11 protein-coding genes are annotated in these 15224 nt (G+C 38.1%); 7 read left to right on the top strand and 4 right to left on the bottom strand.

Features of this window, described 5'->3' with window-relative positions:
• The first annotated feature begins 17 nt into the window (after positions 1 to 17).
• From SJY44_RS06160 to SJY44_RS06145, 4 genes are all read left to right on the top strand, one after another.
• Positions 18 to 617 carry a LemA family protein gene (locus tag SJY44_RS06160; protein ID WP_396591703.1) on the top strand — a complete coding sequence of 200 codons (600 nt, stop codon included), beginning with the start codon at positions 18 to 20 and terminating at the stop codon, positions 615 to 617.
• 4 nt (positions 618 to 621) lie between these two features.
• Positions 622 to 1059: a TPM domain-containing protein gene (locus tag SJY44_RS06155; protein ID WP_396591702.1), complete on the top strand. Its 438-nt coding sequence runs from the start codon at positions 622 to 624 to the stop codon at positions 1057 to 1059.
• Positions 1040 to 1822, top strand: coding sequence for a TPM domain-containing protein (locus SJY44_RS06150; RefSeq protein ID WP_396591701.1), 783 nt, complete (start codon positions 1040 to 1042; stop codon positions 1820 to 1822). The genes SJY44_RS06155 and SJY44_RS06150 overlap by 20 nt, the downstream gene beginning before the upstream one ends.
• An 87-nt stretch (positions 1823 to 1909) precedes the next feature.
• On the top strand, positions 1910 to 2389 hold the full coding sequence (locus SJY44_RS06145; RefSeq protein ID WP_396591700.1) for a hypothetical protein: 480 nt from the start codon (positions 1910 to 1912) through the stop codon (positions 2387 to 2389).
• 11 nt (positions 2390 to 2400) lie between these two features.
• On the opposite strand, the gene SJY44_RS06140 is transcribed toward SJY44_RS06145, so the two are convergent.
• Positions 2401 to 2814, bottom strand: a complete 414-nt coding sequence (locus tag SJY44_RS06140; RefSeq protein ID WP_396591699.1) for a nuclear transport factor 2 family protein — start codon at positions 2812 to 2814, stop codon at positions 2401 to 2403.
• Between the two features lie 214 nt (positions 2815 to 3028).
• Here SJY44_RS06140 and SJY44_RS06135 point away from each other — a divergent pair, with 214 nt between their 5' ends.
• Positions 3029 to 8602 (top strand): alpha-2-macroglobulin family protein, encoded by a 5574-nt coding sequence (locus tag SJY44_RS06135; protein WP_396591698.1) that lies wholly within the window; start codon positions 3029 to 3031, stop codon positions 8600 to 8602.
• Between the two features lie 41 nt (positions 8603 to 8643).
• Positions 8644 to 10983, top strand: a complete 2340-nt coding sequence (gene pbpC / locus SJY44_RS06130) for a penicillin-binding protein 1C (RefSeq protein ID WP_396592122.1) — start codon at positions 8644 to 8646, stop codon at positions 10981 to 10983.
• Positions 10984 to 10987: 4 nt separating this feature from the next.
• Here the strand turns inward: pbpC and der are convergent, their stop codons facing one another.
• Positions 10988 to 12289 carry a ribosome biogenesis GTPase Der gene (gene der, locus SJY44_RS06125; RefSeq protein ID WP_298924664.1) on the bottom strand — a complete coding sequence of 434 codons (1302 nt, stop codon included), beginning with the start codon at positions 12287 to 12289 and terminating at the stop codon, positions 10988 to 10990.
• A 76-nt stretch (positions 12290 to 12365) separates the two neighbouring features.
• Here der and SJY44_RS06120 point away from each other — a divergent pair, with 76 nt between their 5' ends.
• The gene (locus SJY44_RS06120) at positions 12366 to 12884 is read left to right on the top strand and encodes a GTP-binding protein (RefSeq protein WP_396591697.1); all 519 of its coding nucleotides are present in this window, start codon (positions 12366 to 12368) and stop codon (positions 12882 to 12884) included.
• Positions 12885 to 12936: 52 nt separating this feature from the next.
• On the opposite strand, the gene era is transcribed toward SJY44_RS06120, so the two are convergent.
• Positions 12937 to 13821 (bottom strand): GTPase Era, encoded by an 885-nt coding sequence (gene era / locus SJY44_RS06115; protein WP_396591696.1) that lies wholly within the window; start codon positions 13819 to 13821, stop codon positions 12937 to 12939.
• Complete coding sequence (locus SJY44_RS06110; protein ID WP_396591695.1) at positions 13808 to 15175, bottom strand: alanine/glycine:cation symporter family protein; 1368 nt, start codon at positions 15173 to 15175, stop codon at positions 13808 to 13810. The genes era and SJY44_RS06110 overlap by 14 nt, the downstream gene beginning before the upstream one ends.
• Between the last annotated feature and the right edge of the window lie 49 nt (positions 15176 to 15224).

The following is a 15224-nucleotide window of genomic DNA, read 5'->3' as shown; positions in this document are numbered from 1 at the left end:
ACACTAAAAACAAGAACATGAAAAAGGGTATTCTTACCATCATCATTCTTATTGTGATTGCTGTATTACTTGGCGGCTGGTATGTAAGAACCAACAATACACTTGTTGATATGAAAGGACAGTCTACAAAGCAGTGGGCCAATGTAGAAAGCTCATATCAACGAAGAAGTGACCTAATTGGGAATTTGGTGAAAACGGTTCAAGGAGCTGCGGATTTTGAAAGAGGCACATTAAAAGATGTTATTGAAGCACGTGCAAAAGCAACTTCCACCACTATAGATGCCAATAATATTACTCCGGAACAATTAGCTCAGTTTCAACAAGCGCAAACAGGGCTATCTTCTGCGCTTTCAAGGCTTTTGGTCACTGTGGAACGGTATCCAGATTTAAAGTCCAATCAAAACTTTCTGGAACTACAATCACAATTGGAAGGCACTGAAAACCGAATCAATGTAGAACGAAACCGATTCAATGATTTGGCTGGAGAATACAATATTAAAATTGAAAAAATCCCAACCAATATTATTGCCAGCCTTGCTAATTTTGATCCAGTTGCATTATTTAGTTCCAATCCAGGTTCTGAAAATGCGCCAGATGTAAACTTCGATTTTAATTAGATACATGTCGCACGTAGAGGAATTTTTGACCCCTGTTGAGGAACAGGAAATTATTGAAGCCATTCTCGAGGCTGAAAAAAACACTTCAGGAGAAATAAGGGTACATATTGAAGCAACTACCAAAATAGATCATTTTAGTAGGGCGCAACAAGTATTTCACTTTCTTAAAATGGATAATACCAAAGAAGAAAATGGCGTCTTACTTTATGTAGCCGTTGATGACAAAAAGTTTGTTATTTATGGAGATAGTGGTATTGACCGTGCTGTTCCAAAAGGTTTCTGGGATACTACAAAAGACCTTATCTCATCCCATTTTAAACAAGGGCATTTTAAGCAAGGTATTGTAGAAGGCGTGATAAAAGCTGGAAAAGAACTAGAAGCTCATTTTCCTTGGAACCATAATGATACCAATGAACTGAGCGATGCCATATCAAAAGGTTAGTTTTCTTATTGCCCTATTCTGTGTTTCTCTAGGGTGGGGGCAATTTACTATTCCTGAAAAGCCGCAAAAACAAACCAGTGTTTACGATTATGTAAACCTGTTGTCCGCACCCCAAAGCAAAGCTTTAGAACAAAAACTAATTCGGTACTCCGATAGTACTTCCACGCAAATTGTAGTTGCTATCATCAACTCTACAGAAGGAGAGAACATTAATTTCCTAGGGGCACAATGGGGGCAAAAATGGGGCATTGGCCAAGCGGACCAAGACAACGGCATACTTGTTCTTCTGGCAAGGGATGACCGCAGAATAGCCATCAACACAGGTTATGGCGTAGAAGGTTCTTTAACGGATTTTATGTCTAAGCGCATTATAGAATCCGTTATTATTCCCGAATTTAAAAAAGGAGACTATTACGGCGGATTAGATAAAGGTTCTGATGCCATTTTTCAAGTATTAAATGGGGAATTTAAAGAAGACCACACTTTTGGCAGTGACCAAGGGTTTTCATTAAAGTCTTTACTGCCTTTTATCATCTTTCTTATTATCATCATTATTCTTTCCAGAAGAAATAACCGCAACAACAAAGGTGGCAGAGGTGGTAAAAATAAAGGCATGGATATCTGGGACATGATTATCCTCAGCAATATGGGACGTGGTGGATATCGCGGTTCCTCTTCAGGAGGTGGTTTTGGATCTGGAGGATTTGGTGGCGGCTTCGGCGGAGGCGGTTTTGGAGGCGGTGGTGCCTCTGGGGGTTGGTAATCTATAGTTTTTAGTGGATTATGTTAAGTTTTAATTGTTAAACGCAACACTTGATCAAGTTCCCCATCTTTTGGAAAACCCAATACTATGCTTTTAAAAAGGTTGTTTTTCTCTTCCCTTCTTTTATACACTTTTTTAGGCTGTAAGGAAGATGATAAAGTTGACTGCTCTCTTGTAGATTGCCTATCCGTTGACAATTCGATATACTTTAAAGTTATAGACAAAACTACCGGAGAAAACCTCATTAGCAATGGTACCTATCTAGCGTCTCAAATTAACATTCAGGATTTAGATTCTAACATTGTGGATTTTGAACTCCAAAAGGACTTTGAAAATCAAGACCTTCTGGTTCTTCATTTGCAAAACAACCATTTTGGAGACCTTGGTTATCAAATAACGATAGAGGATGAAAACCCATTCAACCTCACTTTAACCGCCTTTTTTATACAAGGAGACGAATGTTGTGGTCCATACATTGGCACGGATGACATATCCCTAACTGGAATTGAGGGTGAATTCGTAAACCAAGGCACCTTACCTATTACAGTCACCGTTTTTGTTCCGTAGAAAAGAAGGAATCAATCTACTCTTTTATAAAAAATCTTGCTTACAATTTTCCATTCACCATCAACCTTTAACAAGTTCATATAGTCGACAAAAGTGAAATTCTCATACTCCAACTCCAAGCGAGCATTAGCTGCATGACCAGATATGGTTATCTCAGCAATTCTATTTTTTCTGTTTGACTTTGGTTTTGAGGCATCCATGCCCGAAAAAAACTCCAATGCATTTACCTCCTTATAACCTTCTTTGGTAATGTATTTCATTGTGGCAGTTTCGTGAAATGCTTTTTTTAAAGTATTGAAATCATTATTGGTACCACCTTCCATGTAATAATTCAAAGTTTGTTCCACAAGTTGATAGTCAGACTCTTGAGCATTTGCAGTAAAAAAAATACCAGCAGTAAATAATAAAAGAATAAGATTTCGCATGATGTTCGTTTTTAGGTTGTTTAACGATTTCAAGTTATCTTTTTTGGTATTAAATGTGATAATGTAAATCATAAATGTTTCATAACGTTCCATCCATCAACTAAAAACCATTCGTAAATCAATACGAACTACCTATAAATTTTCAATGCCCCTCCACCTATTTTTAAGCTATCTTAGTCATGGTCAACTATTAGTTTAATTAATTCCTTTTGGCATGTCACGTTTTGTTCGAGTCCTAGTTATTTCCATACTTGTTTTGTTAGTTTCTTGTAAAAAGAAGACAGACTCTGCTGATACGGATAACCTATTTAAATTCAAGGATTATATTAGTTATCATACCAATGGAAATCAAAGTATTTCCACCCCTATCACTATTGTCTTAGCTCAACAACTGAATCAGTTTGAGCTTGCTCAAGAACTCCCAACAGAATACTTGAAAATAACACCAAAAGTTGAAGGGAAACTGGCTATTGAAAATGGAAGAGAACTAACTTTTCAACCTTCAGAATATTTAAAACCCAATACGGAATACGTTGTTAATCTTTCACTGGGTAAGTTTTTTGAGAATATTAAAAGTGATTTCAAAAACTATACGTTTAGTTTTAAAACGATTACTCCAAATTTTAAAATCAATTTAGGGAATCTACAATCCCATAGTAAAAATTGGCAATACCTAACAGGTACTTTAGAAGCCTCTGATATTCTGAGTGCTGAAAAAATAAATAGTGTTCTCTCCGTTGCCCAAGGTGAGAATAAGGTTCCAGTAAAATGGGACAATGTAAGTGAAGACGCTAGGTATTTCACCTTCAAAATTGATAGTATTCCGCGCAAAACAGATGATACTGAGCTAATCATTAATTGGAACGGAAAAGATATTGGTGCAGATAATAATGGCTCTGAAAAATATGCAATCCCTGGATTAAACAAATTTATTGTCATAGATGCCAAAACCTCAACAGCCCCCAACGCTGCTTTGACCCTTAATTTTTCAGATCCCTTGAAACAGAATCAAAATCTGAATGGGTTGGTCACCATTGAAAATGCCCAAAGTTTGCGATATGAAATCAACGGAAATGTTTTGAAGGTCTACCCTTCAAACCGAATAATGGGTCAAGTACGTGTTAATGCATTTGAAGGCATTAAAAGTGAATATGGTTACGCACTTAAAAAATCATTTTCAGAATTGGTCTCTTTTGAACAGTTAAAACCAAATGTGCGGTTAATTTCAAAAGGTACAATTCTACCAAACGCCACATCAACACCCATCTATTTTGAAACCGTTAACCTTTCTGCTGTCGAAGTACGGGTGATACAGGTTTTTGAAAATAATATGTTGCAATACCTCCAAAACAGCAACCTTACACAAGAATACAACTCAGACCTTAGACCTGTGGGACGCAGAGTAGCTTACAAAGTAATTCCACTTACAGAAACTAAGGATGATGACACAAGTTTTTGGAAGGCGCATGCTCTTGATTTATCAGAATTAATAAAAGTCAATCCCGGGTCCTTATATCGAATAGAGTTCAGTTTTCAAAAAGAACATACTTCTTATGAATGTATAGGTTCAGAAAGTTCCGAAGATGAAACAGAAAATTATGCATCAAATAATACTGATTCCCAAGATCTAAGTGATGAAGTTTTAGAAGAACGCTATTGGGACAATGAGATCTATTATTGGAGAAACTACAATTATAACTGGGAAGAAGAAGATAACCCTTGCCACCAAGCTTATTATAATGCAAACAGAATTGCAACAACAAATCTTTTAGGAAGTGATTTGGGACTTATTGTAAAAAAAGGAAATAATCGTTCTTACCATTTTGCTACAACGAATCTTTTGACCACAAACCCCGAAGCAAATACAAATATCAAATTGTATAATTTTCAGCAGCAGCTTCTGGCAGAAGTAACAACGGATGCTTCTGGATTTGGAATTTACGATGGAGAAGCATCTATTGCTTTTGCGGTTGCCGAAAAGAACAACAATTTTGCCTATGCAAAACTTGCGGACGGTAATGCACTTTCATTAAGTAAGTTTGATGTTTCCGGAGAAGAATTACAAAGTGGGCTGCAAGGTTTTATCTATACGGAAAGAGGCGTGCACCGACCTGGCGATCCTGTCCATCTTACCTTTGTCCTTGATGATAAAGCAAATCCATTACCTGCAAGCCACCCCGTAACCATAGAAGTTAATGATGCACGAGGAAAATTAGTGCAAAGAAATGTACTTAAAGATGGTACCATACCTGTTGCTGATGGATTGTATGCCAAAAAAGAGGGTGATTTTTATTACTTCCCCATCCCTACAAAAACTACTTCGCCCACAGGAACTTGGAACGCCAAAATCATTGTTGGTGGAGCACAATTCAACAAAAGCCTAAAAATTGCTACCGTTAAACCCAATAGGTTGAAGGTTGATTTTGCTTTTGAAGATGAAGTTTTAAAAGCTAATCAAAATAACAAAGGGAAAGCCATAGTACAGTGGCTACATGGCGCACCTGCTAGGAATTTAAAAATTGATATCAACGCTAAATTGCAGCAAGCGTCCAATGCATTTCCTAGTCATAAGGGATATGTTTTTCAAGATCCCGTTCGGACCTTTAATGAAACGGAACTTCAATTTATTTCTTCAAAACTGGATGGAGAGGGGCTACTCAATATTGACCAAAAAATCAATACTAACACCAATGCCCCCGGTATGTTACAGGCCACTTTCACTACCAAAGTATTTGAAGGAGGCGGTGATTTTTCAATTGATGTTTTCTCCAAAAAATTAGCGCCTTTTTCACATTTTGTAGGATTGCGTTCCCCAAAAGCAAGACAGTATGGCTCATTTTTAACCGATGAGAACACAACATTTGATGTGATTTCGGTAAATGCAGATGGTAAACAAGAAGCTAATAGAAAACTGAAGGTCAAAATATATAAAATAGAATGGCGTTGGTGGTGGAATCGTGGTTATGACAATCTTTCCCGTTATGAAAATGCAACAGTACATCGCCCATTTAAGGAAATGTCGGTAATAACTGGAGCTGATGGAAAAGCAAATTTTAAAGTGAATATTCCTGATGATGACGGAGGGCGCTTTCTGATCCGTGTTATTGACGAAGATTCTGGCCATGCTACCGGAAGAACAGCCTATTTCTATAGAAATTGGTGGAGAAGACCAGCATCTGGTGATACGGAAAGTTCAAAAATTTTGATTTTTTCAGCAGATAAAGAAAAGTATTCACTTGGCGATCAGGCAGTAGTTACTTTTCCATCAGATATAGGAGGGCGAGCTCTATTAAGTATTGAAAATGGTTCTGAAGTTTTATCACAGCAATGGATTGAAACCTCTGCAAAAGAGACCAAAGCAACCATTCCCATTACTGCAGACATGGCGCCCAATGCCTACATCAACATATCATTATTGCAACCACACGGACAAGTCGTAAATGATTTACCCATTCGTTTGTATGGCGTTGTACCTCTATTGGTCGAAAATCCAGCTACTTATTTAAAGCCTGAGCTCAAAATGCCAGAAGTTCTGGAACCGGAAAAATCCTTTAAGGTGACCGTCTCGGAGGCCAATGAAAAGTCAATGACCTATTCCTTGGCAGTTGTTGACGAAGGTCTATTGGATTTAACACGATTCAAAACCCCAGATATTCATGCTTCGTTCTATGCCAGACAAGCTTTGGGCGTAAAGACTTTTGATATTTTTGACGATGTCATGGGTGCCTACTCCATCAGTGTAGATAACATTTATGCCATCGGTGGTGGTGGAATTGGTGAGGGAGCTAAAAATAGAAAAGCACAACGGTTTAAGCCTGTTGTTACCTATTTAGGTCCGTTTACCTTAAAAGCAGGTGAAAAAGCATCCCACTCCATTGAAATGCCCAACTATGTAGGTTCTGTGCGAACGATGGTTGTAGCTGGAAGCGAGAACAGTGCTTATGGTAATGCCGAAAAAGCGACCCCGGTTCGGAAACCATTGATGGTATTGACTTCAATACCTCGAAAATTATCCCCTGGAGAAAAAGTGACCATTCCCGTTACCGTTTTCGCAATGGAAAAAAAGGTTAAAAATGTAAAGGTTTCAATTGATGCAGGAAAAGCTCTGGAACCTATTGGTCCTACATCAAAAAATATTGTTTTCAATTCCGTTGGCGAGCAAATTGTGAATTTTGATTTTAAGGTAAATCCAACAAAATCATTTCAAACCATAAAAGTCACAGCATCTGGTAACGGTGAAAGCGCAAGCAACGAAACTGAAATCGATGTAGAAAACCCTAATCCAATAACTACCAAAAGTGCGTTGTATACGATAACCGAAAATCAATCAGAGACCATTTCTTTTGAAACCTTTGGAACGTCAGGAACCAACACAGCATTTGTTGAATTTTCAACCCTTCCCCCTATGGACTTTTCAAAAAGAATGGAGTACTTACTTCAGTATCCCCATGGTTGTGTAGAACAAACTACATCTGCAGCTTTTCCACAATTGTTTTTAGCAGAAGTACTAGATATCACTTTTGACAAGAAAAAGGAAATTGAAAAAAATATAAAAGCGGCCATTAAGAGACTGAATGATTTTCAAGTACCAAGTGGTGGTTTAAGCTATTGGTCTGGTTATGGAAGTGCCAATGATTGGGGGACATCATACGCCGGACATTTTATGTTGGAAGCTAAACAAAAAGGGTATCAGCTACCGTTGACATTTTTGAGCAATTGGCTACGCTATCAAAAAAATACGGCTCGTCAATGGAGCAATCAAAGTACTCGATACAATAATGATATTGCCCAAGCATATCGTCTGTACACCTTGGCTTTAGCACAGCAGCCAGAATTGGCAGCTATGAATAGATTGCGTGAATCCAAAAATCTAAGTAATGAAGCTAAATGGAGATTAGCAGCTGCTTATGCGTTAGTGGGCAAAAAGGAAGTAGCACAAAAACTCGCACAAATCGCAAACGTCAATTTTACACCTAATTCCTATAATTACAGAACTTATGGTTCGGTTTTCAGGAATAGGGTAATGGCTTTGGAAACTATGGTCATACTTGGAGACTCCCAACAACGAGAATTGGCTGTTTCATTAGCAAAAAACCTATCCTCACAAAGATGGTATAGCACCCAAGAGACCGCATTTGCTTTATTGTCCATGGCTAAAATGGTTGCAAAAAATGGGGGCAAATCCCTTGATTTGACTTTTACCAACAGCGGAAAAGAGGTAGCGGTAAAAACAGACAGGGCTATTGCGCAACGAAGTATTTTAATCTCCTCAGCAAAAGGTGAGATACTTATCAAAAATAATCAAGGCAATACCATTTATGCCACGCTTACCCAAACTGGAAAACTACCTGTGGGTCAAGAATTGGCGCAACAGCAAAATCTAACATTATCTGTAAAGTATCTTGATGCTGTTGGAAATTCTATTAATGTAACTGAGCTTCGTCAAGGAACTGAGTTACAAGCACAGTTGACCGTTTTCAACTCCACCAATGATTATTATGATAACTTGGCATTGACACAGATTGTTCCAAGCGGATGGGAAATTGTGAATACATCCTATGCAGGTGGAGGTGACCCAAATTCTAGCAAGGCCGATTATATTGATACTCGTGATGATAGGACTAACTTCTATTTTGATTTAGGTGCAAAGAAGGCCAAAACTTTTACCATAAAACTGAATGCTTCCTTTTTGGGTGACTATTATTTACCTGGCTCCCAGGTTGAAGCTATGTACGACAATACCGCTTATGCTCGGAATAAGGGCAAATGGATTAAAGTATCACGATGATGTTGTAAATGAAGGCTTTTTTATTGGCTTTAAAGAGAATTGTGTTGAAGCACCGAATTAAACTTTTGGTTGTTCTTACACTTTTCTTGTTTTGGTTTTTCTGCTTACCCAAACAGCTTTTTAAGGACCCCACCTCAACCGTGGTGACCAGTTCTGATAATGTATTGATTGGTGCTCGAATTGCTCATGATGGACAGTGGCGTTTTCCCGAAATGGATTCCATTCCGGAGCGTTTTAAACAAAGCGTTCTCTTGTTTGAAGACGAATATTTTTATAAGCATCCCGGTTTTAATCCAATCTCTATTTTTAATGCCATAAAACACAATCTTACCAAGGATACACGCAGAGGAGGAAGTACGATAACCCAACAGGTCATTCGTATGAGCAGAAAAAATAAGAGGCGTACTTATTTTGAAAAATGCATTGAAATCTTCATGGCCACTCGGTTGGAGTTACGCTATTCCAAAGACGACATTTTAAAACTCTATGCCACACATACACCTTATGGCGGCAATGTAGTGGGTTTAGAAACCGCTTCATGGCGTTATTTTGGAATTCCCGCACAAGAATTAAGTTGGGGGCAATCAGCTACCCTAGCCGTCTTGCCCAATGCACCATCGCTTATTTTTCCAGGTAGAAACGAACAATTGCTCTTAAAGAAACGCAATCGCCTCCTTAAAAAATTATGGGAAGAAAATCATATCGATGAAACTACCTATGAACTGGCCATTTCCGAACCTTTACCACAAAAACCCATTGCTCTTCCCAATATAACGCCTCATCTTACGGAGCGCATTAAAAAAGAGCACCAGGGCAAACGAATACAAACTTCTATTGACAGGCATTTACAATATCAAGCAAATATTGTGGCAGAACGCCATTACCAGCGATTAAAAAGTAACGAAATCCATAACCTTGCCATTTTAATATTGGATGTGGAAACCCGGAAGGTTTTAAGTTATGTGGGCAATTCCCCTTCTGGAAAAACTCATGGTAACTATGTAGATGTTATTACTAAAAATCGAAGTACAGGCAGCACGTTGAAGCCTTTCCTTTTTGCTTCACTCATGCATGAAGGCCAATTATTGCCAAATACTTTGGTAAAAGACATTCCAACTGTAATCAATGGTTACAATCCAAAAAACTTCAATAAAAAGCATTCTGGCGTTGTACCAGCCAGTAGAGCTCTTTCCCGTTCATTAAATGTGCCCGCAGTTCGGTTATTGCGACAATATGGACTTCAAAAGCTTTACAACAAACTTCATAAAATGAATTTAAAGTCCGTGGACAAACCAGCTGGACACTATGGTTTGGCCTTGATTTTGGGGGGAGCTGAAAGCTCACTATGGGATCTTACCAAAACCTATGCCTCCGCCGCTTCAACTTTAAACTATTTTGAATCCAATTCCAGCACCTATCGTACCAATGAATTTGCAGAGCCCAATTACCTTCTCAACAGTGAAATTGATTTTGGTGAGCAACAGTTTGAAGCGCCGGTTTTAAACGCTGGTGCGCTTTACCATACTATTAAATCACTACAAGAAGTCAATAGACCGGAAGGTGACGAAAATTGGCAATTTTTTGATTCTTCAAAACGTATTGCATGGAAAACGGGAACTAGTTTTGGTTTTAAGGATGCTTGGGCCGTTGGGGTAACCCCAAAATATGCCATTGGTGTTTGGGCAGGAAATGCAGACGGTGAAGGAAGACCTGGATTAACAGGAATTACTGCCGCGGCACCCATTCTTTTTGATATCCTGGATGCATTACCCAATAGTGGTTGGTTTCAGCAACCGTTTGATGATTTAATTGAACTGGAAATCTGTTCCCAAAGTGGGCATCTAGCTTCCGCTTTTTGCAATAACGTAAGAAAGGAGTTGCTACCTATAAATGGCACTAAAAGCAAACAATGCCCATATCATCGACAAGTTTTTTTAGATGCTTCAGAAACGTTTAGAGTAAATTCTGAGTGTTATCCATTAGAAGATATGGTAGCCAAAAATTGGTTTACCCTTCCTCCTGTAATTGAATATTATTACTCCACTTCAAATCCAAATTATAAAACCTTGCCCGTTTATTTACAGGGCTGTTCCGTTGCAGAATCACAATTGATGGAGTTTATCTATCCAAAGAAAAATGAAGAGGTTCTGTTACCAAAAGACTTAGGTAATAGTAAAACTGAAATCATATTCAAGCTGGCGCACCAACGAGCAGATAGCATGGTCTATTGGTACTTGGATGAAACCTATATTGGAACCACTGAAAGCTTTCATGAACTCATTTACCAAGCTAAATCTGGGTTATATTTATTGACCGTAGTTGACGATCAAGGCAATCGCATTCAGCAAAAAGTATCGGTAAAACGGGCTTCGGAGAACTAGGTTTCTATTTCTTTCTCAAGAAAATGGTAACGGGCACTCCACTAAAATCAAAGTTTTCCCGCAGTTTGTTTTCCAAAAAACGTTTGTAGGGATCTCGCACATACTGCGGCAGATTACAGAAAAAAGCAAATTGTGGGTACGGCGTGGGCAATTGGGTACAGAACTTGATTTTCACATATTTGCCTTTGTAAGCTGGTGGTGGCGTATGTTCAATAATAGGCAACATGATATCATTCAGTTTTCTGGTCACTACCTTTTTTGAACGGTTTTTGTAAACATCGACAGCCGTTTCAATTGCTTTAAAGATTCTTTGCTTAGTCAATACTGAAATGAAGAGAATTGGCACATCGGTAAAAGGCTCCATTGCTTTTTTAATTTTTGCCTCGTATTCCTTTACAGAATTGGTTTCCTTTTCAACCAAGTCCCACTTATTCACTAATATAACTATCCCTTTATTGTTGCGTTGCGCCAACCAAAAGATGTTCTGTACTTGCCCATCAAATCCTCGGGTAGCATCAAGAAGCAATATGCAGACGTCACAATGTTCTATTGCTCTTACAGATCGCATTACGGAATAAAATTCCAAATCTTCTTTTACCTTGGCTTTTCTTCGGATTCCTGCGGTATCAACCAAATTAAATTCAAACCCGAATCTATTGTATTTGGTATCTATACTGTCCCGAGTAGTTCCTGCAATATCTGTAACTATATAGCGATCTTCCCCTATAAGTGCATTGATAAAAGATGATTTTCCAGCATTGGGCCTTCCCACGACTGCAAATCTTGGCAATTCACTTTCTTCTTCTTCAATTTCAGGCAGTTCCTTAACCAACGCATCCAACAACTCCCCTGTTCCGCTGCCATTAATACTTGATAAAGTATAGTAATTTTCCAGGCCCAATGAGTAGAATTCTACTGCATCTGCCTCCCTTTGGGCATTGTCCACTTTGTTTATCGCTAGAAAAACAGGTTTATTCACTCTTCTAAGTAATTTGGATACATCCTGATCCATGCCAGTTACACCAGATTCCACATCAACCATAAAAACAATGGCGTCTGCTTCATCTATGGCAAGTTCTACTTGTCTATCAATCTCTTTTTCAAAGACATCATCGCTTCCAAGTACATACCCACCAGTATCTATTACTGAAAATTCCTTCCCATTCCAATCACTTTTTCCGTAATGACGATCACGCGTAACACCACTAACGGCATCCACGATAGCCTCTCGACGTTGAATCAATCGGTTAAAAAAAGTAGATTTTCCAACATTTGGTCTTCCAACAATGGCCACAATAGCACTCATCTGCATTAAATTTTTGCAAAAATACCACTATTTATGAAGAAAAAATGATACCTTTTTTAATCAATTTCAATTAGTTATGAGTGATTTCGCCAATGAAATTGTTTTGCGTCCGCGTTTTGAAGTTTCTTTAAAAGAAGATATTGAACAATTAAAGTTAGTTTTTGACAAAAGCTCCAAAGATCCATTCCTGATAAAACGGCTGGACGAGCATATCTACATACGGTTTAAAAAAACGGATACTACGTTTTGGTCGCCACAACTTCACTTAGAACTTACCTCATTTGAGAAAGGGATAAGTAAAATTCATGGCGTCTTTGGTCCTAATCCTACACTTTGGACATTTTTTATGTTCCTGCATTTTGGTATAGGTACACTTTTCATTATTCTGGGGGTTTTTGCATACTCCAACTATTCCCTTGGGCATGATGTAACTTATTGGCTTACCGGAATGTTTTTTTTGGTTTTAATATGGTTTGCGCTATACGCTTTTGGAAGAATGGGAAAGGTTAAAGGTAGGAGTCAGATGAGCCAGCTTAAGGATTATCTTAGGGAGATAATTTCAGATTTTAAAAATAATGGGAAAGGCGCAGACTAATGCCTTCTTCCTTTCACTGAACTCAATTATGAAACATAGACTATCTTATGTTTTAGTTATTGTAACCAAAACGTTTAAGTTGGCGTGAATTGCTACGCCAATTTTTATTTACCTTAACATAGAGTTCAATATGAACCTGCTTATCAAAGAATTTTTCCAAGTCTTTTCGTGATTCTACCCCAACTCTTTTAAGGGCACTTCCTTTATGGCCTATAATTATGCCTTTTTGCGTATCCCGTTCAACCATAATCACCGATCGAATCCTAATAATATCTGGGTCCTCAAAAAATTCTTCCGTTTCTATCTCTACAGCATATGGAATTTCTTTTTTGTAGTGCATCAATATTTTCTCTCGGATAGTCTCGTTCACAAAAAACCGTTCTGGCTTATCTGTTAACTGATCTTTAGGATAATACGGTGGGGCTTCGGGCAATAACTCCAAAATACGTTCAAAAACTTCCTTTACATTAAAATTTTCCAATGCCGAAATTGCATGTAGTTCCGCTTTGGGAAGTAACCCTTGCCAATATTGTATTTGTTCTTCCAATACCTGTTGTTCAGAAGTGTCTATTTTATTCAATAGCAGTAATACAGGAATTTTACTATTGGTGATTTTAGTAAAGAAAGCTTCATCTTTCAATGCTTTTTCTCCAATCTCAACCATATACAGTAGAACATCTGCATCTTCAAATGCTGATTTTACAAAATTCATCATGGAACTTTGTAATTCGTATGCCGGTTTTATGATTCCAGGGGTATCTGAAAGAATTACTTGAAAATCATCCCCATTGACAATACCTAAAATTCGATGTCTTGTAGTTTGCGCTTTGGACGTTATAATAGAAAGTTTTTCACCAACAAAAGCATTCATCAAAGTGGACTTGCCCACATTTGGATTACCTATAATATTTACAAAACCCGATTTATGCTTTTTCATACTTCATTTTTGAAAAATACTTTTTGGCTGCTAAATTAACTTTAGGAGATAGATAAAGCACCGCTATCATATTTGGAATAACCATGAGTGCATAGGCCAAATCTATCAAATTAATGACCAAATCTACTGAGGCTACTGCAGCAAAAACAATAGTAACCACAAAATACCAGTTGTAGTATTTTCCAATTTTGGCATTGGTCAAAAAAGAAAGACACTTTACGCCATAATATGAATAGGTGAATAATGTGGATAGCGCAAATGCTGAAACAATAATCATCAATAAAACATCACCATAACCAAACAATGTTTTTTTAAAGGCAATCAGTGTCATCAATATTCCATTGCTTTCTGCCTCTAAATAAGCTCCGCTTAGAATAATAACTATTGCTGTTAAGGTGCAGACAATAATTGTATCAATAAAAGGACCCAACATAGCAACCAATCCTTCTTGAACCGGCTCATCTGTTTTGGACTGACCATGATACATTGGCGCACTACCCAACCCGGCCTCATTTGAAAACATTGCTCGACGAACTCCAAGAATAACCAGTCCCCAGAAGCCTCCTTTAGCCATGGTATCAAAATTAAAGGCTTCTGTAACGATTAGTTTTAGAGAAGGCCATACTTCGCTTGCATTGGTTGCCATAACGACCACTACTGCCGTAAAATATACAAGCACCATAAAAGGAACAATCGTTGAAGCTACTTTAGCTATTTTTTTGAGTCCCCCAAAAATGACAAATGATGTTATAATGGCAAGGGTAATCCCTATAATCAGTTTCCAATTAAAATCTCCCAATAAGGCCAAATTTTCATTTGGCTTTACCACATTCATAAAGGTTTGTGTAAACTGATTTGCTGTAAACACTCCTAAAAACCCAAAGAGACCTGCAACGCAGAAAAAAGTTGCCAAAGGCTTTGCTTTTTTACCCATGCCTTGTGTAATATAGAACATTGGTCCTCCCTGAAGCTTGCCTTCTGAATCCGTTCCTCTAAACATTATGGAAAGACTACAGGAATAAAACTTTATACACATTCCTATAAGCGCCGTTATCCATATCCAGAAAACAACTCCTGGACCTCCCATGTAAATGGCTATCGCCACCCCAGAAATATTCCCAAGACCAACGGTTGCGGCCACCGCGGCGGATAGCGCTTGAAGATGACTCACATCTCCCTTTGCCCCTTCTTTATCATGTTTACCAGCTGTTATTGCTATAGCGTGACCGAAATAGCGATATGGTAAAAATTTAGATTGAAAAACGAGGAATAATCCACCACCAATTAAGAGAACAAGCATAGCCCACTCTGTGTAGGGCAGCATTGCGGACAAAAAATCATTAAAACCTTCCATAGAGTAAAAACTCGAATTTATGGATTTTAAGCTGGACTTGCGTCAAACG

Origin of the sequence: Allomuricauda sp. R78024 (assembly GCF_044596045.1) — a bacterium.
In the GTDB taxonomy this organism is placed as follows: Bacteria; Bacteroidota; Bacteroidia; order Flavobacteriales; family Flavobacteriaceae; genus Flagellimonas.
Note: the sequence above shows the minus strand (reverse complement) of the source record. Positions and strands in the feature narration are given on the sequence as shown.

Coding starts and splice junctions, on each gene's coding strand:
- era (WP_396591696.1), bottom strand. CDS start 13,821: ATGAAAAAGCATAAATCGGGTTTTGTAAATATTATAGGTAATCCAAAT.
- SJY44_RS06150 (WP_396591701.1), top strand. CDS start 1,040: ATGCCATATCAAAAGGTTAGTTTTCTTATTGCCCTATTCTGTGTTTCT.
- SJY44_RS06135 (WP_396591698.1), top strand. CDS start 3,029: ATGTCACGTTTTGTTCGAGTCCTAGTTATTTCCATACTTGTTTTGTTA.
- der (WP_298924664.1), bottom strand. CDS start 12,289: ATGAGTGCTATTGTGGCCATTGTTGGAAGACCAAATGTTGGAAAATCT.
- SJY44_RS06120 (WP_396591697.1), top strand. CDS start 12,366: ATGAGTGATTTCGCCAATGAAATTGTTTTGCGTCCGCGTTTTGAAGTT.
- SJY44_RS06110 (WP_396591695.1), bottom strand. CDS start 15,175: ATGGAAGGTTTTAATGATTTTTTGTCCGCAATGCTGCCCTACACAGAG.
- SJY44_RS06145 (WP_396591700.1), top strand. CDS start 1,910: ATGCTTTTAAAAAGGTTGTTTTTCTCTTCCCTTCTTTTATACACTTTT.
- SJY44_RS06160 (WP_396591703.1), top strand. CDS start 18: ATGAAAAAGGGTATTCTTACCATCATCATTCTTATTGTGATTGCTGTA.
- SJY44_RS06155 (WP_396591702.1), top strand. CDS start 622: ATGTCGCACGTAGAGGAATTTTTGACCCCTGTTGAGGAACAGGAAATT.
- SJY44_RS06140 (WP_396591699.1), bottom strand. CDS start 2,814: ATGCGAAATCTTATTCTTTTATTATTTACTGCTGGTATTTTTTTTACT.